Source organism: Blastococcus jejuensis (assembly GCF_039534705.1).
Taxonomy (GTDB): domain Bacteria; phylum Actinomycetota; class Actinomycetes; order Mycobacteriales; family Geodermatophilaceae; genus Blastococcus_B; species Blastococcus_B jejuensis.
The window spans coordinates 188,721-215,272 of record NZ_BAAAVV010000004.1; the positions used below are offsets into that span (position 1 = coordinate 188,721).

At 73.3% G+C, this 26,552-nt stretch carries 24 protein-coding genes; 16 read left to right on the forward strand and 8 right to left on the reverse strand.

The window, feature by feature from the left end; translation table 11 throughout:
* The first annotated feature begins 7 nt into the window (after positions 1–7).
* From ABD644_RS10530 to nicT, 8 genes are read left to right on the forward strand one after another with little or no spacing between them, the layout of a single operon-like run.
* The gene (locus ABD644_RS10530; RefSeq protein WP_344688802.1) at positions 8–778 is read left to right on the forward strand and encodes a phosphosulfolactate synthase; all 771 of its coding nucleotides are present in this window, start codon (positions 8–10) and stop codon (positions 776–778) included.
* A complete protein-coding gene (locus ABD644_RS10535; RefSeq protein WP_344688803.1) occupies positions 775–1,683 on the forward strand; it encodes an XcbA family protein in 909 nt (302 codons plus the stop codon). Before ABD644_RS10530 ends, ABD644_RS10535 begins: the two co-directional genes overlap by 4 nt.
* Positions 1,680–3,011, forward strand: coding sequence for a class-II fumarase/aspartase family protein (locus ABD644_RS10540; protein WP_344688804.1), 1,332 nt, complete (start codon positions 1,680–1,682; stop codon positions 3,009–3,011). The genes ABD644_RS10535 and ABD644_RS10540 overlap by 4 nt, the downstream gene beginning before the upstream one ends.
* Positions 3,008–3,973, forward strand: a complete 966-nt coding sequence (locus tag ABD644_RS10545) for a 1-aminocyclopropane-1-carboxylate deaminase/D-cysteine desulfhydrase (protein ID WP_344688805.1) — start codon at positions 3,008–3,010, stop codon at positions 3,971–3,973. Before ABD644_RS10540 ends, ABD644_RS10545 begins: the two co-directional genes overlap by 4 nt.
* On the forward strand, positions 3,970–5,469 hold the full coding sequence (locus tag ABD644_RS10550; RefSeq protein ID WP_344688806.1) for an argininosuccinate lyase: 1,500 nt from the start codon (positions 3,970–3,972) through the stop codon (positions 5,467–5,469). The genes ABD644_RS10545 and ABD644_RS10550 overlap by 4 nt, the downstream gene beginning before the upstream one ends.
* The gene (locus ABD644_RS10555) at positions 5,466–6,887 is read left to right on the forward strand and encodes a YlbE family protein (RefSeq protein ID WP_344688807.1); all 1,422 of its coding nucleotides are present in this window, start codon (positions 5,466–5,468) and stop codon (positions 6,885–6,887) included. Before ABD644_RS10550 ends, ABD644_RS10555 begins: the two co-directional genes overlap by 4 nt.
* Positions 6,884–7,348 carry a nuclear transport factor 2 family protein gene (locus ABD644_RS10560; RefSeq protein ID WP_344688808.1) on the forward strand — a complete coding sequence of 155 codons (465 nt, stop codon included), beginning with the start codon at positions 6,884–6,886 and terminating at the stop codon, positions 7,346–7,348. The genes ABD644_RS10555 and ABD644_RS10560 overlap by 4 nt, the downstream gene beginning before the upstream one ends.
* A gap of 5 nt (positions 7,349–7,353) precedes the next feature.
* Positions 7,354–8,460 (forward strand): Nickel transporter NicT, encoded by a 1,107-nt coding sequence (gene nicT, locus ABD644_RS10565; protein ID WP_344688809.1) that lies wholly within the window; start codon positions 7,354–7,356, stop codon positions 8,458–8,460.
* Positions 8,461–8,498: 38 nt separating this feature from the next.
* On the opposite strand, the gene ABD644_RS10570 is transcribed toward nicT, so the two are convergent.
* Positions 8,499–9,644 carry a hypothetical protein gene (locus ABD644_RS10570; RefSeq protein ID WP_344688810.1) on the reverse strand — a complete coding sequence of 382 codons (1,146 nt, stop codon included), beginning with the start codon at positions 9,642–9,644 and terminating at the stop codon, positions 8,499–8,501.
* A 112-nt stretch (positions 9,645–9,756) separates the two neighbouring features.
* Here ABD644_RS10570 and ABD644_RS10575 point away from each other — a divergent pair, with 112 nt between their 5' ends.
* Positions 9,757–9,927, forward strand: a complete 171-nt coding sequence (locus ABD644_RS10575; protein WP_344688811.1) for a hypothetical protein — start codon at positions 9,757–9,759, stop codon at positions 9,925–9,927.
* Positions 9,928–9,955: 28 nt separating this feature from the next.
* On the opposite strand, the gene ABD644_RS10580 is transcribed toward ABD644_RS10575, so the two are convergent.
* From ABD644_RS10580 to ABD644_RS10600, 5 genes are all read right to left on the reverse strand, one after another.
* The gene (locus tag ABD644_RS10580) at positions 9,956–11,137 is read right to left on the reverse strand and encodes an MFS transporter (protein WP_344688812.1); all 1,182 of its coding nucleotides are present in this window, start codon (positions 11,135–11,137) and stop codon (positions 9,956–9,958) included.
* Positions 11,134–12,957: a flavin-containing monooxygenase gene (locus ABD644_RS10585; protein ID WP_344688813.1), complete on the reverse strand. Its 1,824-nt coding sequence runs from the start codon at positions 12,955–12,957 to the stop codon at positions 11,134–11,136. Before ABD644_RS10585 ends, ABD644_RS10580 begins: the two co-directional genes overlap by 4 nt.
* 100 nt (positions 12,958–13,057) lie before the next feature.
* Positions 13,058–13,630, reverse strand: coding sequence for a flavodoxin domain-containing protein (locus ABD644_RS10590; RefSeq protein WP_344688814.1), 573 nt, complete (start codon positions 13,628–13,630; stop codon positions 13,058–13,060).
* Positions 13,631–13,998: 368 nt separating this feature from the next.
* Positions 13,999–15,021, reverse strand: coding sequence for a zinc-binding dehydrogenase (locus tag ABD644_RS10595; protein ID WP_344688815.1), 1,023 nt, complete (start codon positions 15,019–15,021; stop codon positions 13,999–14,001).
* A gap of 41 nt (positions 15,022–15,062) precedes the next feature.
* Positions 15,063–15,947, reverse strand: coding sequence for an aldo/keto reductase (locus tag ABD644_RS10600; RefSeq protein WP_344688816.1), 885 nt, complete (start codon positions 15,945–15,947; stop codon positions 15,063–15,065).
* A 158-nt stretch (positions 15,948–16,105) separates the two neighbouring features.
* On the opposite strand from ABD644_RS10600, the gene ABD644_RS10605 reads away from it, so the two are divergent.
* On the forward strand, positions 16,106–17,002 hold the full coding sequence (locus tag ABD644_RS10605) for a helix-turn-helix transcriptional regulator (protein WP_344688817.1): 897 nt from the start codon (positions 16,106–16,108) through the stop codon (positions 17,000–17,002).
* A gap of 13 nt (positions 17,003–17,015) precedes the next feature.
* Here the strand turns inward: ABD644_RS10605 and ABD644_RS10610 are convergent, their stop codons facing one another.
* Positions 17,016–18,185, reverse strand: coding sequence for a DUF3500 domain-containing protein (locus ABD644_RS10610; protein WP_344688818.1), 1,170 nt, complete (start codon positions 18,183–18,185; stop codon positions 17,016–17,018).
* Between the two features lie 173 nt (positions 18,186–18,358).
* On the opposite strand from ABD644_RS10610, the gene ABD644_RS10615 reads away from it, so the two are divergent.
* A complete protein-coding gene (locus ABD644_RS10615; protein WP_344688819.1) occupies positions 18,359–18,553 on the forward strand; it encodes a hypothetical protein in 195 nt (64 codons plus the stop codon).
* On the opposite strand, the gene ABD644_RS10620 is transcribed toward ABD644_RS10615, so the two are convergent.
* Complete coding sequence (locus ABD644_RS10620) at positions 18,543–20,372, reverse strand: AMP-dependent synthetase/ligase (RefSeq protein ID WP_344688820.1); 1,830 nt, start codon at positions 20,370–20,372, stop codon at positions 18,543–18,545. The two genes, ABD644_RS10615 and ABD644_RS10620, sit on opposite strands and share 11 nt — an antisense overlap.
* Before the next feature lie 245 nt (positions 20,373–20,617).
* Here ABD644_RS10620 and ABD644_RS10625 point away from each other — a divergent pair, with 245 nt between their 5' ends.
* The 5 genes from ABD644_RS10625 to ABD644_RS10645 all read left to right on the forward strand — a co-directional run bounded on the left by ABD644_RS10625 (position 20,618) and on the right by ABD644_RS10645 (position 26,545).
* Complete coding sequence (locus ABD644_RS10625; RefSeq protein WP_344688821.1) at positions 20,618–21,781, forward strand: patatin-like phospholipase family protein; 1,164 nt, start codon at positions 20,618–20,620, stop codon at positions 21,779–21,781.
* Positions 21,782–21,834: 53 nt separating this feature from the next.
* Complete coding sequence (locus ABD644_RS10630; RefSeq protein WP_344688822.1) at positions 21,835–22,422, forward strand: TetR/AcrR family transcriptional regulator; 588 nt, start codon at positions 21,835–21,837, stop codon at positions 22,420–22,422.
* Positions 22,423–22,601: 179 nt separating this feature from the next.
* Entirely contained in the window at positions 22,602–23,639 is a 1,038-nt protein-coding gene (locus ABD644_RS10635) for an ABC transporter permease (RefSeq protein ID WP_344688823.1), read from the forward strand.
* Positions 23,640–23,747: 108 nt separating this feature from the next.
* A complete protein-coding gene (locus ABD644_RS10640) occupies positions 23,748–24,917 on the forward strand; it encodes a sugar ABC transporter substrate-binding protein (RefSeq protein ID WP_344688824.1) in 1,170 nt (389 codons plus the stop codon).
* Positions 24,902–26,545 carry a sugar ABC transporter ATP-binding protein gene (locus ABD644_RS10645; protein ID WP_344688825.1) on the forward strand — a complete coding sequence of 548 codons (1,644 nt, stop codon included), beginning with the start codon at positions 24,902–24,904 and terminating at the stop codon, positions 26,543–26,545. Before ABD644_RS10640 ends, ABD644_RS10645 begins: the two co-directional genes overlap by 16 nt.
* Positions 26,546–26,552: the final 7 nt, after the last annotated feature.

The following is a 26,552-nucleotide window of genomic DNA, read 5'->3' on the forward strand; positions in this document are numbered from 1 at the left end:
TCGGAAGGTGAATACCCCGCCGTCCTTCCTCGTGGTGCCCTCGCGTGCGCGCAAGCCACGCCGCCAGGGCCTCACCCACGTCCTGGACAAGGGCCTGCCCGTCGCCGACGTGGCGCGGCTGCTCGAGGTGGGCGGGCAGTTCGTCGACGTCTGGAAGTTCGGCTGGGGAACGGCCTACCTCGACCCCGGGCTGGCCGACAAGCTCGCCGTCCTGCGCGAGCACCAGGTGCTCGGCTGCACCGGGGGCACCCTGCTCGAGGTCGCCTGGCACCAGGGTGCGGTCGAGCCGTACCTGGCGTGGGCCGAGGAGGTCGGGTTCCCGTGCGTCGAGGTGTCCTCCGGGGTGGCGGCACTGGGCCCGGCCGACAAGCGGAAGCTGATCGAGGCGGCTGCCGAGCGCTTCGTCGTCCTGGCCGAGATCGGCAGCAAGGACCCGCGGGCCGAGGTCACACCGGCCGCCTGGGCCGCCGCGGCCGCCGCCGACCGGGACGCCGGCGCCACGTGGGTGGTGACCGAAGGCCGGGAGAGCGGCACGGTCGGCCTCTTCTCGCCCGGCGGCGACGTGCGGACCGACGTCGTCGACGCCGTGGTCGGCGTGGTGGGCGTCGAGTGCGCCGTGTTCGAGGCCCCGCGCAAGGAGCAGCAGGCCTGGCTGATCCGCCGCTACGGGGCCGACGTGAACCTCGGCAACATCGCCCCGGCCGAGGCGCTCGCGCTGGAGTCGCTGCGGCTGGGACTCCGCGCCGACACCTTCGACGCCGTCCCGGTGCGCCCATGAGCACCTACCCGGACCGCTACCGCGGGGTGTCGGTCACCGACGTCGACGTGCCGCTGGAGGCCGGTCCCCTGCGTGACCTGCTCATGGCGCGGCCGGTCTACCGCCGCAGCAACTTCATGGTGGTGCGCTCCGCCGGGAAGGTCGCGCTGCTGCGCCTCGTGCGCGGCGCCGAGACGGGGCTGTTCGCCCCGCTGGAGGACGTGGAGCTGCTCGCCGGCCCGGACGAGACCGTCTACCTCCAGCGCCCCGATGTCGACACCGCCGTGCCCACGGCACTGCTCACCGCCGCGGTCGACGTGCCGGGCGCGCGGTGCGTCGTCGTCGAGGGCGCCTACGGGCACGTGAGCTTCGTGCTGGACCCGGCCCCGGTGCGGGTGCACGTGCTCGACGTCGTCCCGCCGCGACCGGCCAAGCTGGTCGACCAGCTGCGGCGCGTGCTGGCGACCGCCGACGACCTGCCCGGGCTCGAGCTGGTGCCGCACGTGATCGAGCTGGCCGACCTGCTGCCCAGCCCGCCCGACGACTCCTACCTGCTGCCGTGCCGCGGGGGCGGCCTGGAGGTCCCCGGCGCGTCCGTCGCCTACCTCGACGAGGTACCGCCGCGTCAGGACTGGACCCTGCTGGGCTGCACCCGCTCCCGGCAGATCCACGACGTCCTGTACGGGGGTCCGGTACGCCAGATCGACATGTGCCCGCGTGCGCTGGCCGCCCGCGTCGAGCTCCCGGACGGCATCCCGGACGGCGAGGTGCTGCTCACCAAGTGCTGCCTGTTCGAGGACCGCAACGAGGTCGACGGCCGCACCGTGCTCACCCCGTGGGGCGCCTCGTTCGGGGAGCTGCGGGAGGCGCTGGCCACCGCCGTGGACCTCGCGATGGCTCCGGCGACGGCACCGATGCGGCCATGAGTGCCCGGATCGCCGACTCGGCGATGTACGGGCACCTCTGGGGGACCCCGGCCGTCCGCGCCGTGTTCGACGAACGCGCCCGCCTGCAGTCATGGCTCGACGTGCTCGGCGCGCTCGCCCGGGCGCAGGCCGCCGAGGGCATCGTCCCGGCGGAGGCAGCCCAGGTGATCACCGCCCGCGCCCGGATGGACGCCCTCGACCTCGACGTGATCGCCGCCGAGACGCGGGCGAGCGGGCACAGCACCCTCGGTCTGATCCGGGCGCTGCGCGCGGTCCTCCCCCCGGACGTGCACGCCCACCTGTACGTGGGGGCGACCGTGCAGGACCTCACCGACACCTGGACGGCGCTGGCCCTGCGGACCGTCCTCGCCGAGGTGCGCCGCGACCTGCTGCGCTGCGAGGAATTCGCGCTCCAGCTCGCGGTGCGCCACCGGGACACGCTCATGGCCGGCCGCACGCACGGTCAGCCCGGGGCGCCGATCACCTTCGGCTGGAAGGCCGCGTCCTGGGCCGAGGAGATCCGGCGGCACCTCGACCGGATGCGGGAGAGCGAGCCGCGCTGGCTGGTCGGCCAGCTCGGCGGCGGCGTCGGCAGCCTGGCCGGGCAGGGGCCACGCGGGCCGGCGGTGCGCGCCCGGTTCTGCGCCGAGCTGGGCCTGGCCGATCCGGGCATGACGTGGCTGACGGCCCGCGACCGGATCGCCGAGATCGGCGCCGTCCTGGCGATGGTGTGCGGGACGCTCGCCCGGATCGGCAACGAGGTCTACGAGCTGCAGCGCCCCGAGCTCGGGGAGCTGCGCGAGGCCGTGCCGGCCGGCACGGTCGGCAGCATCACCATGCCGCACAAGCGCAATCCCGAGCGCAGCGAGCACCTGGACACCCTCGCCCGGCTGGTCCGCGCCTCCTCCGGCGTGCTGCTGGAGGGCATGACCGGCGGGCACGAGCGGGACGGGCGCAGCTGGAAGGCCGAGTGGGTCGCGCTGCCGGAGGTCTGCCTGCTGACCGCCACGGCGTGCGCGCTGGCCGCCGACCTGCTGGCCGGCCTGGAGGTCGACACCGAGGCGATGCGGCGCAACCTCGACGACTACACCGGCAGCGAGCAGGCGCTGGCAGTGCTCACCGCCCGGCTCGGCCGGCACGACGCCCGCGAGGCCTTGCAGACGGCGCTCGCTGCCGGGCGGCAGACCGGCCGGACCATGGCCGAGGCGCTCCGGGACGCCGGCCTGCTCGACCGGGGCGAGGACGCGGCGCCGGACCCGGACCCGGGCGCCTGTGGCGAGATGGTCGACCTGGTCGTCGCCCGCGCGCGGACGGAGCGGGCCCGGTGAACCGGCTCGCGCTGCTGCCCACCCCGCTGACCGAGGCGCCACGGCTGGCCGGCGCGCTGGGCCTGGCCGGGTCGCTGCTGGTCAAGCGGGACGACCTGACGGGCTTCGCGGTCGCCGGCAACAAGGCCCGCCAGCTGGAGCCACTGCTCGAGGATGCCCTCCGTCGGCAGGCCGACGTGCTGCTCACGGGCGGGTCGACCGGCTCGAACTTCATCCAGGCCGCGGCGGCGGGCGCCGCGTGGGCCGGGCTGCAGTGCGTGCTGGTGCTCGCCGGGCCGCCGGCCGCGCAGCCGGTGCACCCGAACCTCGCCGCGGCCCTGGCCTGGGGGGCGCAGCTCCGGTACACCGGCGACCTCGACCGGGCGAGCGTCGATGACACCCTGCCCGTCGTCGCCGCCGAACTGGCCGCCGCCGGCCGCCGGCCCTATCTCGTGCCCCGCGGCGGGGCCAGCCCGGTGGGGGCGATGGGCTACCGGGCCGCCGTCGACGAGGTGCTGACGCAGCTGGCCGGACGGCGGCCGGTCGTCGTGGTGGCGGCCGGCGCCGGCGGCACCCTCGCCGGGCTGGTCGCCGGCAACGTCGCGTGCGGTCGACCGCTGCGGGTGGTCGGCGCGTCGGTGAGCCGGCCGACCGACGAGGTCGCCGCACGGGTGCTCGACCTCGCCCGGCAGGTGGCTGCGCTCCGCGAGGAGCCGGCGCCGACGGCCCAGGACGTCGAGCTCGTCGATGCCCGCGGTCCGGGGCACGCCCTCCCCTCCACCGACGGCGAGGCCGCCGCGGCGACCGCCCTGCGCACCGCCGGGCTGGTGCTCGACCCGGTGTACACCGCGAAGGCCCTCGCCGTCGTGCCGGCGGTCGCCGCCGGCCGGCCCGCGCTGTTCTGGCACACGGGTGGCCTGCTCGACGCGGTCGCCGGCTGGCTCGGGGCCGGGGCCGCGCAGACCGCGGGGGCGCCGCGGTGACCGGCGCCGGCCGGCCCCTCGACGGCCCCGCGCCGGAGCTGGTGGAGTCCGGGTTCTACCTGGAGAACGCGGACGCGCCGCTGCTGCACGCCGGTCTCAACCGCGCCGACCTGGCCCACGTGCTCGACCTGCACGCGCGCGGCGTGGTGGCCGACGAGCCGGCCCGCCGGCTGCTGCGCCTGCTGCTGGAGGCCGACCGGACCGCGCCCGACGAGTTCCCGTACGACCCGGCGTTCGGGGAGCCCTACAACAGCCGGGAGCGCTTCTTCGTCTCCCGGCTGGGCAACGATGCCGGCTGGCTGCACGCCGGGCGCCCCCGCCGGGAAGCGGTGCGCATCGCCCTGCGGCTGCACCTGCGCGACCAGGTGACCGACCTGATCGAGGCGGGCGCCACGCTGGCCGACACGGTGGCGGCGAGCGGGGCCGACCACAGCCGCACCTGGATGCCCGACCAGACCTACCTGCAGCACGCCCAGCCCTCGACGTTCGGGCACTACCTGCTGTCCTTCGCCTACCCCGTGCTGCGCGACCTGCGCCGCCTGGTCGATGCGCTGGACTGGATCAACTCCAGCCCCGGCGGGGCGGGCTGCGTCAACGGCAGCCGGCTGCTCGACGACCGCAGGCCGATCGCGGCGATGCTCGGCTTCGACGGCGTCATCGAGCACACCCGCGACGCGATGTGGCAGACCGACGGGCTCGTCGACGTCCTGGCGGTGGTGGCCAGCCTCGTCGGGACGCAGAGCAAGCTGGCCGAGGACCTGGAGATCTGGGCGTCGCAGGAGTTCGACTACGTCACCCTCGCCGACGGGTTCAGCCGGGCCAGCGTGCTCATGCCGCAGAAGCGCAACCCCTACGCGCTGTCGATCATCCGAGGGGCCTCGGGCACGCTGATCGGCCGGCTCAGTGGCTTCCTCGCCGTGGTCAAGAGCCCGTCGGCGCGCAGTGACAACCTCATCTACGCCTACGGCGAGGTGCCGCGGGCGCTGGACCTGGCGCTGCGCACCACCCGCCTCACCGGCGGCGTCGTGCGGACGCTGGCGGTCAACGCCGACCGGATGGCCGCGGCGCTGGAGTCCGGCTTCTCCCAGGCCACCGACCTGGCCGAGTACGTGATGCAGACGTGCGACGTCGACTACCGCACCGCCTACGAGGTGGTCGGCATCGCGGTGCGGACGGCGAACGCCGCCGGACTGCGCGGCGTCGACCTGGACGGCGCGATGCTCGACGCGGCCGCGCAGCAGCACACCGGACGGGAGATCGGGCTGACCGGCCGCGACCTCACCGACGTCCTCGACCCGCGGCACATCGTGGCCACGCGCACCGCCGCGGGCGGCGCCGCACCGCCGGTGGTGGAGGGGATGGCGGTGTCCTGCCGCGAGCAGGCGGCCGAGCTGCTCGGCCTGGCCAGGGAGCGACGAGGCGGCTTCCGCGCCGCCGAACGCGACCTGGTCGAGCGCGCCACGGCCGTGGCCGGGGGGAAGGAGGGAGCGCGATGACCGGGGTCGTTCTGCCCGATGAGGTCGGCGTGGTCAACGTGGGCCTGCCGCTGTTCGCCGACGCCGTGCGAGCGCAGGGTCGCCCGGCGGTGCAGGTGGACTGGCGGGTGCCCGCCGGAGGCGATCCGGTCGCGCTGGCCGCGCTGCGCCGGCTCTCCGGACCGCGCAACGAACAGGTGGACGAGGCCAACGCCGAGGTGCTCCGCCGACTGGATTCCGGCGTCCCGGTGCTGTCTGCCGTCCGGCCGGCGGCCGAGGTGGTGCACGGGCTGACCGGTCGGTCGCTGCGGCACGCGGGGCCGGCGCTGGAGCTCGTCGACGCCTGCGATCCGCTGCGCCGGTCGATGCGCGCGGCGGTGGTGGCCGAGGGGTGGGCCGACGACGTCGACGCCGCCGACGCGCTGCTCGCCTCGGGCGAGGTGGCGCTGGGTCCGGCCAACGAGAGCGGCGGCGTCGTGCCGATGGCCGCGGTGGTCGGCCCGACCACCCCGGTGTGGGTGGTCACCCTCGCCGACGCCGGCATCACCGCCTGGGCGCCGATCGGTCAGGGCTCGGGGGACGTCGCCTGGTTCGGCCGGGACACCCCCGAGGCGGTCGCGCGGCTGGTGCTGCTTCGGGAGGCGGTGGCCCCGGTGCTGGCCGAGGCGCTCGCCGCCCACGACGAGCCGGTCGACGTCCTCTCCCTCGCCGCGCAGGCCGTGGCGATGGGCGACGACGTGCACGTGCGCACCCAGGCCGCGACCAACCTGCTGTTCAAGCTGCTGCTGCCGGCGCTGGTCGGGTCGGTGCACCCGCGGCGGGTGGAGGCGGCGCGCTTCCTGTCGGCCAACCACCTGCTCTTCCTCACCCTGGCGATGGCGGCGGCACGGACGCTGACGGAATGGGCCGGGCAGGTGGAGGGGTCCTCGGTGGTGACGACGATGGCCCGCAACGGCACCACGTTCGGCGTCCGGCTCTCCGGGGGCGCCGAGTGGTTCCGCTCCCCCGCGCCGATGGTCGGGCGCGCGCTCTACCACCCCGGCCGCGGTCCGGACGACGCCGCGCCCGACATCGGCGACAGCGCGGTCCTGGAGCTGGTCGGGCTGGGCGGCGCGGCGGCGGCGGGGTCGCCGGCGGTCGGTCAGCTGGTGGGTGGTCAGGCCGCCGCCGCGGAGCTGACCCGGGAACTCGACCGCGTCTGCGTGGGCCGGTCGACCCGGTTCACCCTCCCCATGGCCGACGGCCGCGGCACACCGGTCGGCGTCGACGTGCGGCGCGTGGTCGAGCACGGCATCACGCCGAAGGTGACCACCGGGATCCTGCACAACTCCGACGGCAGCGGGCAGATCGGCGCCGGCGTGGCCGAGGCCCCGCTCGGCTGCTTCCGCGCCGCCCTGCTCGACCTGGACACCCGCCTCTCCCGGAGGAACACGCCATGACCCGGCCCCCGCTGCCGCCGTTCACCCTCGAGACCGCCGTCGCGAAGGTGCGCGCAGCCGAGGACGCGTGGAACACCCGGGACCCGGAGCGGGTCGCCGGTGCCTACACGGTCGACTCCCGGTGGCGGAACCGGTCGGAGTTCCTCACCGGGCGGGAGGAGATCGTGGCCTTCCTGACCCGCAAGTGGCGGCGGGAACTGGAATACCGGCTGATCAAGGAGATGTGGGCCTTCGAGGGCAACCGCATCGCCGTCCGGTTCGCCTACGAGTCCCACGACGACTCAGGCAACTGGTTCCGCTCCTACGGCAACGAGAACTGGGAGTTCGACGAGAACGGGCTGATGCGCCGGCGCCACGCCAGCATCAACGACCTGCCGATCTCGGCGGACGAGCGGCTCTACCACTGGCCGCAGGGCCGGCGTCCCGACGACCACCCCGGGCTCAGCGAGCTCGGCCTGTAGCCGGCATGGCCGTCGCGACCCCGCCCCTGACGACGCCGGCCGCGCCCCGCCTGGACCGTCGGGACCGCGGCGAGCTCGCCGTCCTGCTGGGGATCGTCGCCGTGATGACCGCCGCCGGGTGGACGCTCCTGGCCGCCGTCGTCGTCCCCCAGCAGCTGGATCTCGGCGGCCAGGTGTTCGGACTGGGGCTGGGCGTGACGGCCTACGTCCTCGGGGTGCGGCATGCCTTCGACGCCGACCACATCGCCGCCATCGACAACACCACCCGCAGGCTGCTCGCCGAGGGACGGCGGCCGCTGTCGGCCGGCTTCTGGTTCGCCCTCGGCCACTCGACCGTGGTCGCCGTGCTCGCGACGGCGGTCGCGCTCGGGGCACGCTCCGTCACAGCGCTGGCCGACGACGGCTCGGGCGTCCGCCAGGGCCTCGGCGTGCTCGGTGCCGGCGTCTCCGGGCTGTTCCTCTACCTGATCGGAGCGCTCAACCTCGTCGCCCTGATCGGCCTCCTCCGCCACTACCGGAGCAGTCGTGCCGGGAGAGCCGACCCGGCGGCGCTCGAGGAGTTCCTCGAGCGCCGGGGGCTGTACAACCGCCTGCTGCGGCCGCTGATGCGGTCGATCCACCACCCGGCTCAGCTGTTCCCGGTCGGGCTGCTGTTCGGCATCGGCTTCGACACCGCGACCGAGGTGACCCTGCTCGCCCTGGCCGGCACGGGCGCGGCCGCCGGCCTGCCCTGGTACGCGGTGCTCGTGCTCCCGCTGCTCTTCACCGCCGGCATGACCCTGTTCGACACGCTCGACGGCGCGTTCATGATCGTCGCCTACCGCTGGGCGTTCGCCGAACCGGTCCGCAAGCTCTTCTACAACCTCACGATCACCGGGCTGTCGGTGGCGGTCGCCCTGCTCATCGGCACCGTGCAGCTCGTCGGGATGCTGCACGACCGGCTGCGGTGGCGGGATCCGGTCACCGGGTGGATCGCCGGGCTGGACCTGAACACCGTCGGCTTCCTCGTCGTCGGGCTGTTCGCGGTCGTCTGGGCCGCCGCTGCCGCGTACTGGAAGGTGAGCGGCGGGAACGGCCGCCGGCAGCCCGCCCGAGGCCGTGTGCGTCCATGACGAGTGGCTCCGCGCTGGACCGATCCGCTCGCACGCGGTCACAGGTGGTCGAGATGCACCGAGTCGATCGACCAGATCGCCGACGTGTCGCCGCGGTGGACGTCCTTCAGCCCGGAGAAGTACTCGGTCAGCGCCCGCTCGTAGGGCAGCGAGCCGCACGCGAGTTCCTGCGCCGCGGTCACGAGGCGGTCGAGATCCTCGCGGATGCGGGCGCGGGTCATGCTCGGCGTCCGCGGCCCCTCCTCCCCGTCGACGACGACGGCCGCCGGATCGAACTGGGTGAAGCTCGGATAGCGGTCCGGATCCGGGAGCAGTGACCGGAACGGAACGTGGTTGAAGTAGTACTCGAACCACCGGCCGCCGGACAGCGTCAGCCACGGGGTGGCCACGGCGAGCGCTGCCAGCCCGAACCCGGTGTGCGGTGAGAGGAGGACGTCGCAGGCCTCGACGACGGCCAGCTGCTCGGCGAGCGGGACGTCGAAGCAGTCGACCGGTGCCGACCGGTGCCGCCGGAGCTGCGCCAGGCCGCCGCCGCTCACCGCGGTGCTGGTCCGCTCGTCCCTCGCCGTCCGGCCCACCAGCGCGATCTGCACGTCGGGGAAGGCGTCGGTCAGCGCATCGAGGATCAGGAGCCACGAGCTCGGGGACGGGTAGAGGGAGGAGTCGCTGGAGCCGGCCGGCATCACCGCGATGCGGGCGGCGGGCGCCCGATCGGTGGCCAGCCGTGCGGCGGCGGCACTCCGGGCGGCTGCCGGCAGCTCCAGCCGCAGCGGCTGGTGCGGGCGGTAGCCGGCACGGTGGGCGCCCACCACCGACCGGCTCACGGCGGCTCGGAGGTGGCCGTCGGACGCCGAGTAGTAGTCGCGCATCCCCGGGAACAGGTCGTACTGGAGGGGCTGGTGCCGCCGGGTGTCGTCGACGACCCAATCCCAGTCGCGCGGCAGCCCCCCGACGCGCGCCGCCGAGTCGGCGCACGGCTCGAGGAACGGGTGGTCGATGGGATAGGTCGCCGACACGAACGGGCAGAACCCGGCCAGCTCGGTGGCCGTCGCGGCGTTGAGCGCCACGGAGACTTCCCGGCCCGGCACCGCCAGCGCGTGCCCGTGGGCGTAGTGCAGCGCCTCGATCGCATGGCCGACCGGCTGGGCGTAGAAGAAGTTCACCAGCATGCGCTCGGCGTCCACGTCCCCATCCTCCGGACGCGGGCAACCGACTTACCGCAGCAGGGACCACAGCTGCGGCACGAGCGCGTCGCGTGGCGCTGCGACCGTGCCGATGGGCTGGTTGACTCGTCGGATGGGTGCGCCACTCCCCGAACCGGATCCGGCGATCGATCCGGACCAGCCGGTGCCGGACGACCCCGGGGAGCTGCTCCCGGGCGCGCCGGAACCGCTCCCACCCCCGCCGATCGAAGCCACCCCGGACGATCCCGGCGGTGACCCCGGCGGGGTGCCCGAGCCCGCCTGATCTCGGGCGACGCCGCGCCCGGCCCGGATCAGGACGGCGCCGCCGCCCGGGCCCGGCGGGTCAGCAGCACCACCGCGACCGCCGCAGCGATCAACGGTGCCGCCGCCAGGGTCAGCAGCGCGGGTGTCCGTCCGGAGAGACCGATGAGCCACCCTCCGGCCACCGGCGCGAGCAGGCCTGCGCACCCCCACCCGGTGAACACCGCGCCGTAGGCAGCGGAGAAGGAGGCGGCCCCGACCCGGTCGGCCGTGGCGGCCGGCACCAGCGCGGACACGGCGCCGTAGGCCAGGCCGGTGCCCAGGAATCCCGCCAGGACGGGCGCGGACGACGACGCCGGCGCCACCACCACGGTCGACACCGCGCCGGTCGTCAACGCCACGCCCAGCGCGGGCAGTCGGCCGATCCGGTCGGACCAGACGCCGGCGGTCAACCGCCCCAGCAGGTTGCCGGCCGCGAGAGCCGACACCGCCAGGCCCGCGGCCCGGGCGCTCAGGCCCCGGTCGCCGGCCACCGTGACCGCGTGGGCGAACAGCATCAGACCGGGAGCGGTTCCCCCGGCGAAGACGATCCACAGCAGCACCACGTCGCGGTGCGGGACGGGGTGGGGTCGGCTCGGCCGCCCCTTGCCCGGTCTGCCGCCGGGGGTCAGCGCCGCCGCGACGGTGAGCAGCACGGCCACCGCCATGGCCACGACGGCCACGCACGGCCGCCAGCCGAAGGCGTCCAGAGCCGGGGGCGCCACGAGCCCGAGCAGGACCGGGCCGGCCGCGTAGGCACCCACGACCAGCCCGGTGGCGCTCCCGCGCCGCGACCCGGGCACCTGCGCGGCGAGCCACACGGCGACGCCGTAGGCCAGGCCGTTGGCGCCGCCGAAGAGGATCCCGATGCCGAGCAGCAGGACGACCGGGTGCTGCGCCGTCGCCGCCAGCAGCAACCCGCCCCCACCGGCGGCTGCCGCGACGTGCAGCAGGCGGCGCGGCCCGCTTCGCCGCTGCACCGGCGCGAGGACGAGCAGCACGACCGCGAACACGACGATCGCCGTCGCGAAGACCGCGGACGCCGACGCCCGAGACATCCCCAGCGCATCGGCCGCCGGCTGCGCGACCAGGCTCCAGCCGAACAGCGTCCCGGCGGCGAGATTGGCCACGGCGCCGGCCAGGACCGGCCGGTGCCAGGGACCGCTCCCGCCGCCGCCGTCGGCACTGGTCACCTCAGGTGGTGTACCTCCTGGAGGTGGTACACGGGGGTCGGGATCTCCTCGTACCGAGCCTTGAGCTGGAGGGCCAGGTAGAGGGAGTAGTGCCGCGACTGGTGCAGGTTGCCGCCGTGGAACCACAGCGCCTCCTGCCGGGTCGGCTTCCACATGTTGCGCTGCTCGCCCTCCCACGGCCCCGGGTCCTTGGTCGTGTTCGAGCCCAGCCCCCAGACCTTGCCGACCTTGTCGGCCACCTCCTGGCTGATCAGGTCGGCGGCCCAGCCGTTCATGGACCCGTAGCCGGTGGCGTAGACGACCAGGTCGGCCGGCAGCTCGGTGCCGTCCTCGAGGACGACGGCGTCCTCGGTCAGGTGGTCGACCAGGCCGTGGACCAGCTTCACCTTCCCGTCGGCGACCAGGTCGGCCGCGCCCACGTCGATGTAGTAGCCCGAGCCCCGGCGCAGGTACTTCATGAACAGGCCGGAGCCGTCCTCGCCCCAGTCGAGCCAGAAGCCGGCCTTCTCCAGCCGGTCGTAGAAGTCGGCGTCGCGCTCCTTCATCTGCTCGTACAGCGGGATCTGGAACTCGTGCATGATCCGGTAGGGCAGCGAGGCGAAGATCATGTCCGCCTTCTCCGTCGTCACGCCGGCGGCCACGGCCTCCTCGGAGTAGAGCGCGCCGAGCCCGATGTCCATCAGGGTGTCGCTCCTGACGATGTGCGTCGACGAGCGCTGGACCATCGTGACGTCGGCGTCGTGCTCCCACAGCGCCCCGCAGATGTCGAATGCGGAGTTGTTGCTGCCGATGACGACGACCTTCTTGCCCGCGTAGGCGTCGGGCCCGGGGTGGGCCGAGGAGTGCTGCTGGTCGCCGCGGAAGACGTCCTGCCCCGGGATCACCGGGATGTTCGGCTTGCCCGACATCCCGGTGGCCAGCACGACGTGCTTCGGCCGCAGCGTGAGCGGCTTCCCGTGCCGCTCGACCTGGACGGTCCACTCCCCCTTCTCGGGCGAGTACGTCGCCTTCGTGGCCACCGTTCTGCCCCAGTACGGGATCTCCATGACCGTCACGTACGACTCGAGCCAGTCGCCGATCTTGTCCTTGGGCGAGAACACCGGCCAGTTCTCCGGGAACTTCAGGTACGGCAGGTGGTCGTACCAGACCGGGTCGTGCAGGCAGAGCGACTTGTACCGGCCCCGCCACTGGTCCCCCGGCCGGTCGTGCTTGTCGACGACGAGCGCCGGCACGCCGAGCTGCCGGAGCCGGGCGCCCAGGGCGATGCCGCCCTGGCCGCCGCCGATGACCAGGACGTAGGGCTGGACGCTGACCCCGAGCTCGGCCTCCTCCTTCTCCCGCCGCTCCAGCCAGGTGAGGCGGCGCTTGTCCGCGCCGTGCTCGGCGCCCTTGGGGCGGGCCGCTCCGCGCGGCTCCTCGTGCCCCTTCAGCTCGTAGAGCGTGGTGAGGAACGTCCATGCCTTCGGCACGCCGTCCTCCTCGACGAGCCGCACGAGGCCGCGCCCGCGGCCGACGGCGGTCTCGAAGGTGAACCACGCGGTGGTGACCCCGTCGGCCTCGTCGGGCGGCTCCTCGACGGCGAAGCCGGAGGGGTCGGTGCGCTCGAGCGTCTCGGTGAGCAGGTCGGTGACCCCTGCCGGGTTCTCGACCGTCGTGATGTTCCAGGTGAAGGAGACCAGGTCGCGCCAGAAGCTCGATGCGGCGAACATGCCGGCCGCGCGCGCGACGTCACGGGCGCTCAGCGCCTCCTCGAAGTCGGCCAGCCAGCGCCCAGCGCGCTGTGCCGGGGCCTGCGCGGGCGTGTCCAGGGTCTGCGTCATGCCGGATACCTCCTGCGGCCACAGATGGGCCTCGTGGACGGGCCTCGTTCGAGAGGAGCGTGGTGTGATGAGCAGCACAGCACCAGAGGCCGGCCGGGCGCTAGCGACCGGCACTCTCGCTGTGGGATTCCTGCGCCCCTCCGGACGGCAGCCCGTCCAGGAAGTCCTCGGCGAACCTCGTCACGCCGTCCCATTCCGTGTACACGTAGTCGCGGGACACGTCGGTGCCGAGATCGCCGGGCTTGCCACTCGCGATCTTCTTCATCATGTGCCGCTTGATGAATCCGTACTGGGTGTAGAGCAAGGCGCCACCGAAGAGAGCAACCCGCGAGGGTCGCCAGCCCGTCTCCTGCTCGAACGCCTCGACGTAGCCCTCGGCCTCCTCGGTGTCCCCGTGCGCGGCGAGGCTCACCGAGAAGAGCGCGGACGGCAACCGTTCGAGCACGGTGCGGTTGTCGCGCACGTATTCCACGGCGTGCTTGTCGTGCTTGCCCATGTGGATCGAGGCGCCGACGACCACACCGTCGTACCCGCCGGGCACCGAACCCTCCGACTGCCTGATGTCTGTCGTCGTCGCCTCGTGGCCCCGGGCCCGCATCACGTCGGCGATGAACTCCGCGATCTTGGCGGTCTGCCCTTCCCCGGTCGAGTAGGGAATGAGGATGTTCGCCATGACTCCACCACTTCCGCGTTGAGCCGTTGATCCGCCGGCAGGGCGGTCGCGCACGCGCCCGCCCGAGTGCGCTCCAGACTGCCGCCCCTCGACCAGGCCGATGCAGGGGCGAAGGCCCCCGATGCCCACGCCATGCGGTCCCACCAGCAGGCTCGCCGCACACCGTCGCGGAGCCGACCGCGGCACCGCACCCCGCACCCTCCTCCCAGCCAGCTAGTGCTCTGCCCACCCCCGTGGGCAGAGCACTAGGATCGCGTGCAAAGGTTTCTTTGCATGCTTGTGCTCTGCCCACCCCTGTGGGCAGAGCACAACTGTCCGCAGATGCTGCTACTGCGGCAGGAGCTCCACAGTCGTTCCTCTCCGGGAGGTCAGGGGCGGACGAGGACCTTCAGCGCCTCGCGCCGGTCCATGGCGCGGTAGCCCTCGGGCGTCTCGTCAAGGCCCACCGTGCGGTCGAAGACCCGTCCGGGCTCGATGCGGCCCTCCAGGACGTCGGGCAGCAGCTCCTCGATGTATGAGCGCTGCGCTCCCGGGCCGCCGGTGAGGGTGATGTTGCGGCCGAACAGGCTGGCGAAACCGACCGGCGCCTCCTCGTACTGCGGCACGCCGACCCGGCTGATCACGCCACCGGCGCGGACCGTGCCGACGGCCTGCTCGTAGGCCGGCATGTGGCCGACGCACTCGAGCACGGTGTGCGTGCCCTGCCCGCCGGTCAGCTCGAGCACCGTGGCGATGCCCTCGTCGCCGCGCGCGGCCACGACGTCGGTGGCGCCGAACTCCCGGCCGAGGTCGGTGCGGGCCTGGTGGCGGCCCATCAGGATGATCCGCTCGGCGCCCAGCCTCTTCGCGGCCATGACGGCGAGGAGCCCGACTGCGCCGTCACCGATGACGGTGACCGACGTCCGCGCGTTCACGCCCGCCGTCACCGCGGCGTGGTGCCCGGTGATGAGGACGTCGGACAGCGTCAGCAGCGAGGGCAGCAGCGCCGAGTCCTCCCCGACCGGGGCGGTGACGAGGGTGCCGTCGGCCAGCGGCACGCGGACGGCCTCGGCCTGCGTCTCGGAGAAGAACCCGCCGTGCAGGCAGGAGGTGGTCAGGCCCTCGCGGCAGAACTCGCAGGTGTTGTCGAACCACGCGAAGGGCGCGATGACGAAGTCGCCCCGCGCGATCCGGGAGACCTCGGCGCCGACCTCCTCGACCACGCCGACGAACTCGTGGCCCATCGGCCGGCCCTGCGCCGAGGCCGGCATGGAGTGGTAGGGGTGCAGGTCGCTCCCGCAGACGCAGGCGCGCACCACGCGCACCACCGCGTCGGTCGGGGCCTGCACCGTCGGGTCGGGCAGGTTCTCGACCCGCACGTCGCCGGCGCCGTACATGACTGTTGCTCGCACGAATCCGTGCCTCTCTCTCGGGTGACTGTCGAGGGACGTGCTCAGGCCTCGGGGATCGCGCGGCCGAAGGTCTCGCGGGTGATCTGCTCCGGCTCGGGGCCACCCCGGACGCCGGTGTCGAGGGCGTCGATGGCGGCCAGCTGGTCATCGGTGAGCCGGAAGTCGAAGACGTCGATGTTCTCGGCGATCCGGGACGGCGTGACCGATTTCGGGATCACCTGACGGCCCTGCTGCAGGTGCCAGCGGAGCATCACCTGGGCGGGCGTCCTGCCGTGCGCCGTCGCGATCTGCCCGATGGTCGGGTCCTGGAGGGTGCTGCCGTGCGAACCGTCTCGGTAGAAGGTGATGCCGCCGATCGGCGACCACGCCTGGGAGAGGATCCCGCGCTCGACGTCGGCCGCGAGCACCTCGGGCTGCCGGAAATAGGGGTGCACCTCGATCTGGTTGACCGCCGGCACCACCGACGTCTCCGCCAGCAGCCGGTCGAGATGCGCGGGCATGAAGTTGCTGACGCCGATGGCGCGCACCCGGCCGTCGGCCAGCAGCCGCTCCAGCGCCCGGTAGGCGTCCAGCGTGAGAGCGAACTCGCCTGGCAGCGGCTGGTGCAGGATCAGCAGGTCGAGCTGGTCGACCCCGAGCTTGGCGGCGCTCTTGTCGAAGGCGTGCAGGGTCGCCTCGTAGCCGTAGTCGCTGATCCACACCTTCGTCTCGACGAAGAGCTCGGCGCGGTCGAGGCCGGACCGGCGGATCGCCTCCCCCACCCCGCGCTCGTTGCCGTAGGCCGCGGCGGTGTCGATGTGGCGGTAGCCGGCCGCCAGCGCCGTCTCCACGGCCGCGGCGGTCTCGTCCGGCGGCGTCTGGAAGACGCCGAACCCGACGGCGGGGATCTCGACCCCGTTGTTCAGGATGAAGGAGGAGCTGCGCATGAGGTCCATGCTCGGCGCCCCTCCGCCCCGGTGGCAGTGCCTGTCGATCCAGGCACTGCTAGTGCCCCCCTCGTCGTCGGCGCGGGCCGGGAGTCTCCGCTGGTTCCGGGTACTGGCAGTCCCTCCCTCCCGCCGGCCGGACTGCCTACCGTGGAGCCGTGAGCAGGACTGATCTGAGCGCCGAGATCCGCGAGTTCCTCAGCACGCGGCGGGCGCGCATCACCCCGGAGCAGGCCGGGTTGCCCGCCTACGGCGGCAACCGCCGGGTCAAGGGTCTGCGCCGCGAGGAGGTGGCGATGCTCGCCGGTGTGTCCGTCGACTACTACGTGCGGATGGAGCGCGGCGGCCTCGCCTCTGCCTCGGAGAGCGTGCTCGACGCCCTGGCCGGCGCCCTCCGTCTCGACGAGGCCGAGCGGACCCACCTGTACGCGCTCGCTCGGGAGAGCGGCGCTCGGGGCAACCAGCGGAAGCGCGCCGCGCCGACGAGCGTCCGACCGGCCGTGCAGCAGCTGCTCGACGCGATGACGGACGCACCGGCGTGGGTGCGCAACGGCCGACACGACATCGTGGCCATGAACCAGCTGGCCCGGGCGCTGTACTCCCCCGTGCTGGCCGACCCGCGTCGTCCGGCGAACACCACCCGCTTCGTCTACCTGGACCCCGACGCCGCCCGGGAGTTCTTCGTCGACTACGACCGCATCGCCGACGACGCGGCCGCGATGCTCCGCCTGGAGGCCGGCCACAACCCGCACGACAAGGGCCTCATCGAGCTGGTGGGTGAGCTGTCCACCCGCTCCGAGCTGTTCCGCCATCGGTGGGCCCAGCACGACGTGACGTTCCACCGCAGCGGGCTGAAGCGGCTGCGCCACCCCGTCGTCGGCCAGCTCGACCTCGACTTCGAGGGGATGGAGCTGGCCTCGTCGCCGGGCCTCTACCTCAACGTGTACACGGCCGCTCCCGACACCCCGACCGCCGACGCGCTGAAGCTGCTCGCGTCGTGGGCGGCCTCGCAGGAGCACCTGGCCACCGAGACGGTCGCGACGCCCGCGGGCTGACCCGGCGGGCCGGTCAGTGGGCGTGCGCGGCTCGGTGCCGTGCCAGCACGTCGAGTCCGAAGTCGGCCGCCGGATCGCGCCACACGGAGTGGGCGTGGTTGGCACCGCGTTGGGTGTTGTCCCACTCGATCAGCAGGCGGGGGCCTTGCAGGCGGTAGTAGTGCGGTGCACCCGGCTCGGTCGGCCCCGCCCACGCGAAGAAGACCGCATCGAGCGCCGCGTCGTCGTCGTAGCGGCGCAGCGGCGAGACCTCGGGCGGCACCCGCTCGAGGTAGGTACCCAGCAGCGCCCGCAGCGCCGTCCGCTGCTCGGCGTCCAGCTCGGCGGCCGGCACGCCGCGCGGCTCCGACGTGTGTTCCAGCGCCGCGTGCTCCCGGTCCCCGTACCCGGCCGCCTCGTCGATGGCATCGCTGGCCGCCTGCAGCTTCGCCTGCTCGGCCGGGTCGGGGAACCGCTCGTCCCGCCAGATGGCGGTCAGCGGCAGGGCTCGGTCCCCCGCGGAGACAGTGGTGCGGTTGCCGGTGACGATGTCCGACGGCGCGCGGTCCAGGAGCAGCGCCCGGGCGGCGAGACCAGCCGGCAGCGAGCGGACGAGATCACGCGCGAGATCCTCCACCCGTCCCAGGGGACGGCTGGCCGCGCCGCCGAGCAGCGGCGCCGTCGCCGGGTCGGCGCCCAGGAAGCACGGCGTCGTGGCGACGAGCGCGCCGTTGACGACGAGGTTGTTGAGCGACACGTGGTGGCCACCGAATCGCCAGCCCCACGGATCGGTGCCCCCGGGGGGGCCGAAGACGCGGAGGTAGTAGAGGCCGGGGTCGCGGCCCCGCTCCCGGTCGAAGCGGGCCACGAAGCCTTCGACCTGGTCGAGCACGTTCTCGAGGCCGACGATCGTCGCCACCGTGACGTAGGCGGGCGTGGACAGCCCCGTGGCCACCAGCCGCATCGCGGCCCGTTGCTGAGCCGGCCGCTGCTGGTGGAAGGTCAGGCCGCCGTGGTCGGTGGGCGTGTAGAACCACCGCCGGCGCTCGGCGTCGGGCACGTCGTCGGCGCTCGGCACCGGCGCGGAGGCGACGTCCCGCTGATCCGCGTCGAGGGCGTCCAGCCACGCCGCGGCGGCCTCGGCCATCCGCGCCGCCACCTGGCGTGCCGCGGCGCCGTCCCGCACGCTCCCCGGAGCAGCCATGCTCGCAACGTAGTCATCCGGTCCATGCCGGCATCCCCGGATCAGCGTCCTGAGGTCGGTCGAGACCAAGGTCCCGCTCGACTCGGACCTCGGGCGGTGGCCGCCCCGAGCAGCCGCGGGCCATCCTCGCCCGCAGAACGCCACCGACCGGAGAGCCCAGGCGGGAGCACGACATGAAGCTGTCCAAGCACGACTTGGTCCAGTTGCTGCACACCCAGGGAGACAACGCGACGGCAGACCGCGCGGATGCGGCGCTGCCCGAGCAGATCGACACCGACCGCGATCGCGAGGTGCTCGCGTCCGTCGGCCTGGATCAGGCGCGGCTGCAGGCGCACCTGGCCGCTGCATCCATCCACATCATCGGCTGACGTACATCGAGTCGAGCAGGGTCGCGTACCTCGCCTCGATGGTCTTCCGCTTGACCTTCATGCTCGGCGTCAGCTCGTCCGACTCGACCGACATGTCGTGGTCGAGGACCCGGAAGTCCTTGATCGTCTCCCAGCGGTTGAGCCGACCGTTGAGTTCGTCCACGCAGGCCCGCAGGTAGTCGAGGACGGCGGGGTCGGCCACGAGGACGGCGTAGTCGGTCGACGCCAGTCCCTGCGCACGGCCCCACTGGGCCAGCGCGTCGGGGTCGAGAGTGATCAGCGCGGTCGCGTAGTTGCGGCCGTCGCCGTGCACCAGCATCTGGCTGGCCAGCGGGCAGACCGCCTTGAACTCGGCCTCGATCGTCTGCGGTGCGATGTACTTGCCGCCGGAGGTCTTGATCAGGTCCTTCTTGCGGTCGGTGACGCGCAGCCGGCCCTGCTCGTCGAGCTCGCCGACGTCCCCGGTGGCGAACCAGCCGTCGGCGCTGAGCACCTCGGCGGTGGCGTCCGGCCGGTTGTGGTAGCCGCGCATCACGTGGGGCCCGCGGATCAGGATCTCGCCGCCGTCGGCGATCCTCACCTCGGAGCCCACGAGCGGCGCCCCCACCATCCCGGGCGTCGGGTGCGTGACGCTGGCGACGCACGCCCCGGCACCGGTCTCGGTCAGCGCGTATCCCTCGATCACCACCATGCCCGCGGCGCCGAACCAGTCGGCGATGTCCGGTGAGAGCGCCGCGCTCCCGGAGACGAGGAAACGGATCCGTCCCCCCAGTCGGGCCCGGATCTTCGACAGCACCAGCCGGTCGGCCAGAGCGTGCTGGGCGCGGAGCGCCGGCCCGACCGGCGTGCCGTCCACGCGGGCCCGCCAGACCCGGCGTCCGACCGAGAACGCCCACGTGAAGAGCCGGAGCTTCAGCCCGCCCTCGTCCCTGACGGTCTGCGTGATCTTGGCGTGCACCTTCTCGAAGATCCGCGGCGGACCGGCCATGAAGGTGGGGCGGACGACGGCGAGGTTCTCCACGATCCGCTCGATCCGGCCGTCGACCGCCGTGGGGAACCCGACCTGCAACTGCACCGCCTCGAGCATCTTCCCGAACGAGTGCGCCAGCGGGAGCCACAGGTACTGCAGGTCGTCCCGGTGCAGGAGGTCGAGCGTCTCGGCCGCGGCGCCGATGTAGGTCCAGCAGCGATGGGGCAGCTCCACACCCTTGGGCCGTCCCGTGGTCCCCGACGTGTAGATGATCGTGGCGAGGTGTTCCGGGCCGACGGCCGACACCGCCTCGTCCACGGCGGTCGGCCGCTCGGCGAGGAGCGCGGCGCCCAGGGACTGCAGGTCGCTCAGGCTGATCACCCACTCGCCGTCCGGCTCGCCGTCGAAGGTGACCACCCGGAGCAGGTCGGGCAGCTGGTCGCGCTGGGCACGCAGCTTGGCGATCTGGGCGTCGTCCTCGGCGAAGACGACCCGCGATCTGCTGTCGGACAGGATGAAGGTGACGTCCGCGGCGCTGGTCGAGGGGTAGACGGCCGTCGTCGCGGCGCCGGCGCACATGATCGCCAGGTCCGCGTAGAGCCACTCGATGCGGGTGGCACTCGCGATCGCGACCCGATCCTCCGGCGCGATCCCCAGCGCCAGCAGGCCGGCCGCCGTCGTCGTCACCGTCTCGGCGGTCCGGCCCCAGGTCACCGAGGTCCACCCGCCATCGAGGGGGTGACGGAACGCCTCGGCGTCCGGGGTCGCCGCCACCCGGTCGAAGAACATTCGAGCCACCGACGCCGCTGGCGCCAGGACGCTGGGGTTGTCCGTGTCTGCGCTGGTCATGACCATGTGTCCTCGGAGCCGGGTGGTCGCCCCTGTGGAGGGTCGCACCGTCGATCCTCGTGGCGGTCCGGCTCCGCGCGGCACGGACCAAGGTCCCGTGACCGCTGACGGAGAACCCCTGCCGTGCCACACGGCCATCGTCGGGGAGGTCCGGTGATCGGGTCGTTCGCCTCTGCGTCGCGCGGGAACGCGGGGCGCACGCTGCGGGGCGCCCCTGCCTCCGATCGCCTTGCCGAGGTGGCACCGTGACGACACCCAGCCGAGGGCGCGCCCCGAGTCCGCTGGACCTCGCCCTCGACGTCTTCCGGGTGCGCCAGTACTTCGACGTGCTGGTCCGCAGCCGTGACCTGCTGGACGGCGTGCGGCGCGACCTCGGGTTCGTCGACGGCGTCCGGCGAGCGATCCTGCCGGGAACGGCACCCCGACGCGCCCCCGTCGGATCGCCGTTCCCGGCCGGCGACGCCGCGCCGGTCTCGCCGCTGCCCGGCCGGGTCGGTGTCGTCAGCACCGGCGGCAGCGGTGCCCTCGCCTCGCTCATCGGGGTCGCCCGCGCCCTCGAGGAGTCGGGCACCACGGTGGCGGTGTGGTCGCTGTGCTCCGGCGGCGCGATGTTCGGCTTCCCGCTCGCCGCAGGGTTCAGCGCCGACGAGGTGGCCGTGAGGGTCGCGTCGATGGTCCCCCGGGACTACGTCGACGTCTCGTGGCGCGACCTGGCCAGGGCGGTGGCCACCGGCGGCCGCGGCTGGGCCGGACTGCTCCGCGGCGACGGCATCGAGGAGTTCTACCGGCGGTGGCTGGGCGACCGCACGCTCGGCGAGCTCCCCACACCGGCGTACGCGCCGATCTGGAACATCGAGACCAACACCGTCGAGTACCTGGGCCCGGCGACCTACCCGGACCTGCCCGTCGCCCGCGCGATCCGCATGGCGGTCTCTCTCCCGCTGTTCGTGCAGCCCGTCGTGCTGGACGGTCGCTCGTGGTGCGACGGCGGCATCGTCGACATCTTCCCCGTCCACCCGGTCCTCGACATCGAACCGCCGATCGACACCGCGATCGCGGTCAACGCCTTCTACCCGCACGAGTTCCGCGGTGAGGACGTGTCCGGCTGGGACCGACGGCGGCTGAGCGTCCTGCACGTCGGGAGTCAGGTGCGCACCAGCCAGCAGGTGCAGTTGGCGCGGGAGAATCTCGCCCGCCTCCGGGCCCGCGCGCAGGTCCTGCTCGTCGAGCCGGTCCCCTACCAGAAGGTCTACGGCACCGGGTTCTACGAGCAGTTCCTCGACTCCTCGGAGTGGCCGCAGTTCATGCGCGCCGGCCGCGCGGCGACGCTCGACGCCCTCCGGGCCGAACTGGGGCGTCCCGCGGCACACGTCCGTCGCGCGGGGTCGGGCCGCCCGCCGTTGGAGTGACCCGGTCGGCTCGGCCCGTCGAGGACCGCGCGGGTTGGACCTATCCTCGCGCCGTGACCAGTCTCCGCGAAGCCCAGAAGCGCCTGACCCGTGAGCTCCTGCTCCGGGAGGGGCTGGCCATGTTCGAGAGCAAGGGCTACGGCGCGACGACGATCGACGACATCGCGGCCGCCGCGGGGACCACGCGGACCACCTTCTACATGCACTTCCCGTCGAAGGCGCAGCTGCTCAAGGAACTCATCGTCGCCGTCAACGACATCCTGATCGGGTCCGACGACCCGCCGCTGGCCGAGGTCGTGGCGTCCGGCGACCGCGCGCAGATCCGGACCTGGTTGTCGCGGAAGATCGACCAGTGGCCGCAGATCCGCCCGTACGTGACCGCGGCGCACGAGGCCGCCGCGTCCGACGTGGAGATCCAGGAAGCCATCGACCAGTGGTTCGAGAGCGCGATCGGTGACATCGCGGCGGGCCTGGACCGCGCCGGCCGTTTCGAGCCCTCGACGCGGCGCATCCGAGGGGTCCTGGCCTTCGGTCAGCTCGAGTTCTCGTCGGTGCGCTGGATGCGGCACGGGTGGGACGTCGGCCGCGACGAGGCACTGGAACTCATGACCGACTCCTGGTGCGCCCTCCTGGTCGAGTAGCCCGACCGGCAGCACCGCCGTCTCGGCGGACTTCGTGCCCGATCCCTTGACAGTGCGTAAACCTAACGAACATGATGTGCGCCACAACCGACCCCGAGTGAGGTCCACGTGCGCATCGAGCCCCACCGTCCTGCCCTCGAGGCCCCCCGGCTGATCCGCGCCGACGCTGGGGCCCGGCGATGACGACGATCTCGTCGGAGAGACCGGCTCCCGGCGGAGCGGGCGCCCCGTCCGGGGCGGCTCCGCAGCCGGAGCAGAACGGCGCCCGCCGTTCCGCGGCCGGGATCTTCGGCGCCCGGTTCGCGGTCATCGGCGTCTGGGTCGCCATGATCGCCCTCTACTCGGCGCTGCAGCCCGACCGGTTCTTCACGACCGGCACCTTCCAGACCATCTTCGGCAGCCAGCAGGCTCTGGTCTTCCTCACCGCCGCCCTGCTGTGCACGATCGTCATCGGCGAGTTCGTCGACCTGTCGGTGCCCTCGGTGCTCGGGTTCGCCGCCGTCCTGATGTCCCTGCTCGTGGTCGATCACGACTGGAGCGTCTGGGCGGCCTCCCTCGCGGCCGTGGTCGCCGCCGGCCTGATCGGTGCCGTGAACGGGTTCCTCGTCGTCCGTCTCGGCGTCAACACCATCGTGGTGACCCTCGGCATGGGCACGCTGCTGCTCGGCGTCGGGTTGTGGCTGACCGACCTGCAGTCCATCAGCGGCCTCCCCCGCGAGTTCGGCGAGATCTCCCTGTACCGGGTCGCCGGCCTGCCGCTGGGCTTCTACTGGGGTCTGCTGCTCATGCTCGCGTTCGCCTACGTGCTCGCGTTCACCCCGCTCGGCCGCAACATGCGCTTCGTCGGCGCCAACCGGGAGGTCAGCCGGCTGGCCGGCGTCCGGGTCAACCGCATCCGGTTCGGGGCCTTCGTCACCGCCGGGGTCATCGCCGGGGTGGGCGGCGTCCTCGCGGCCGCCGCGGTGGGCGGGTTCGACCCGAACGCCTCGCAGAGCTATCTGCTGCCGATGTTCGCCGCGACGTTCCTGGGCACGGCGATCCTGCAGCCCGGCCGCTTCAACCCGCTGGGCACGCTCATCGCCGTCTACTTCCTGGCCACCGGGATCCTCGGCCTGAACCTGCTCGGCTTCACCGGCTGGGTGACGAGCGTCTTCTACGGCGGCGTCCTGGTGGTCGCCGTGACCATCTCGTCCGTGCTGCACCGCCGCTCGGGCTGACCGTTCCCCGGCACTCCGTCCCGGCTCGTCCCCGGCCGGGCTCGTCCCGTTCTGCTCGTCCCTTCCACTCGTCTGGTCCTGCTCGTCCCGTCCGAAAGGCGTACATCGATGTCCACTGCTCGGCGCAAGCTCACCCTCGGCGCCACGGCCCTCGCCGTGACGCTGCTCGCCGCCTGCTCGCCCGGTACGACGGACGACGACGGCGGCTCGGCCACCTCGAACGGCGGTTCGGACTCCCCCGTCGCCGACGTGCAGGCCGACGTCGAGACGGCGATGCAGCCGCGGGACGAGATCTCGGCCCCCACCGAGGAACTCCCCGGGGACCTCTCCTCGCTGGCCGGCACGACGGTGTACTACGTCCCCCTGACCGCCCAGATCAGCGTGTTCCAGCTGTACGGCGAGCTGCTCGGCGCGGCGCTGGCCGAGGCCGACGTCGACCTGCAGGTCTGCGACGGCGGCTCCAACCCGTCGCAGATCGCCGGCTGCATCGACCAGGCGGTGGGCGCGTCGGCCGCGGCGATCGTGGTCGACAACATCCCCTACGGGATGGCGGCCAACGGCCTGGAGGCCGCCCGGGCATCCGGCATCCCCGTCCTGATCGCCAACCAGGTCGTCGACCCGCAGCTGCCGGCCGACGAGACCCTGGCCTACGTCTCCGGCCCGGCACCGCAGATGCTCGCGAGCGCCGCGGACTGGATCATCGCCGACTCGAACGGCGAGGCGACGGTGGTCATCCAGAAGGTCACCGACAACCCCTCGACGCTGGCCTACGCCGAAGCCGCGGAGTCCGAGTTCGCCGACCGCTGCCCCGACTGCACCGTGGTGGTCAACGAGGTGTCGGCGACGAACTTCCCGCTGATCCCCTCCTCCACGAGCGCGGCGATCCTGAGCAACCCCGACGTCGACTACGTCCTCGCCGAGTTCGAGTTCTTCGTCCAGCCGACCATCGGCGGCATCCAGCAGTCCGGCAAGGCGAACCAGATCAAGATCGTGACGAGCGCGGCGACCCTGGCCGGCCTGCAGCAGCTGGAGGAGGGCAACCTGCTCTACGCCAACGTCGGCCAGGACTTCAGCTACCAGGGCTGGGCCACCGCCGACGCCCTCTTCCGGCTCATGCTGGGCGGCGCCGAGGTCCCCGAGTACGACATCGCCTACCGCCTCTTCAGCCAGGAGAACATCGGTGACATCGAGCTCACCGAGGACGGCGAGGCCTCCGGCGACTGGTACGGCCCGACCGACTACGTCGACGAGTTCCGCGCGCTGTGGGGCCTGAGTTGAGCCTGACCGCCGAACCGGTCGTGCACGAGGGCAACGCCAGCATCCGGAGCGGCAGGGTGGAGCCGGCCGGTACCCGACTGAGCGTCGACGACGTCTCCAAGACGTTCGGCCGGTACCGGGCGCTCCGCAACGTGCACCTCGACGTCGTCCCCGGCGAGGTGCACGGGCTGATCGGCCAGAACGGCTCCGGCAAGTCGACGCTGGCCAAGGTGCTGACGGGGTACCACCCCGCGGACCCGGGCGGCCGCGTGCTGGTGGACGGGGAGCCCCTGCGGCTCCCGGTCCGCCCGCTCGAGGCCCGGCGACGCGGTCTCGCGGTCGTGCACCAGAGCCTCGGCCTGGTCGAGGACATGACCGTCGTGGAGAACCTCCGCGTCGGCCGGTTCGCGGCCAACCGCTTCACCCGCGCCATCCGGTGGCGGCAGGAGCGGGACGACGCGGCAGCGGTCCTGGAGCGGCTGGGCCGCCCGGTGCGGCTCGACCTCCCGGTCCGGTCGCTCACCGAGGAGGACCGCGCGACCGTCGCCATCGCGCGGGCCCTGCAGGACGCGGAGGCCGGCCGCGGGATCATCATCTTCGACGAGTCGACGCGCTCGCTGACCCGCAGGAGCCTCGAGCACTTCTACGAACTGGTCGACGGCGTGGTCGCCACCGGCACGTCGGTGCTCCTGATCACCCACCACCTGGAGGAGGTCCTCCAGGCCACCGACCGGGTGACGGTCCTGCGCGACGGCGTCGCCGTGGAGCGCGGTGTGCCGACCGCGGAGCTCACGGAACGGGAGCTCGTCCGGGCCGTGATGGGCCGTCCGCTCGAGGCTCTGGCCGCCAAGGGAACGACCGCCGGCGAGGGGCCGGGGCGGGGGTCCGGGCCGGTCGCGATCCGCGGGGTGACCGGCACGGTGGCCACCGGCGTGGACCTCGATGTCGCCCCCGGCGAGGTCGTCGGCGTCACCGGGCTGGCGGCGTCCGGCCACGACGAGCTGCCCTACCTGCTGACCGGGGCGCGGCCCGCCCGCGCCGGCACGGTGCAGATCGGGTCGACGACGCTGGACCTGACCCGCTGCGACAGCGCCCGGGCGATGGCCGCCGGCGTGGCGCTGGTGCCGGAGAGCCGGGCGGACGAGGGGCTCGCCCTCGATCTCACCGTCGCCGACAACATCTCGCTGCCCCGCCGCCGGTCGCGGTCTGCGGTGTTCCCGCTGGAGCGTCGCGCCGAGGCCGGGAGCGTGCGCGAATGGGTGCACGCGCTCGACGTCCGGCCGCCCGACCCGTCGACGACGGTCGACCGGCTCAGCGGCGGCAACCAGCAGAAGGTGCTCCTCGCCAAGTGGCTGGCCACGCGGCCCACGCTGCTCGTCCTGCACGAGCCCACCCAGGCCGTCGACGTCGGCGCTCGGCAGGTGATCACGTCGGCGATCCGCCGGGCGGCCGACGACGGGTGCGCGGTGCTCGTCTCGGGAACCGACGAGACCGAACTGGCCCTGCTCTGCGACCGGGTCGTGGTCTTCCGCGAGGGCGGGGCGGTGGAGGAGCTCACCGGGGACTTCAGCCCGGACGACATCGTCCACTCGATCTTCGCCGGGTCCGGCCCCCGCAAGACCCTCCGGGCCCCCCGCCGGGTCGACTAGCAGTACA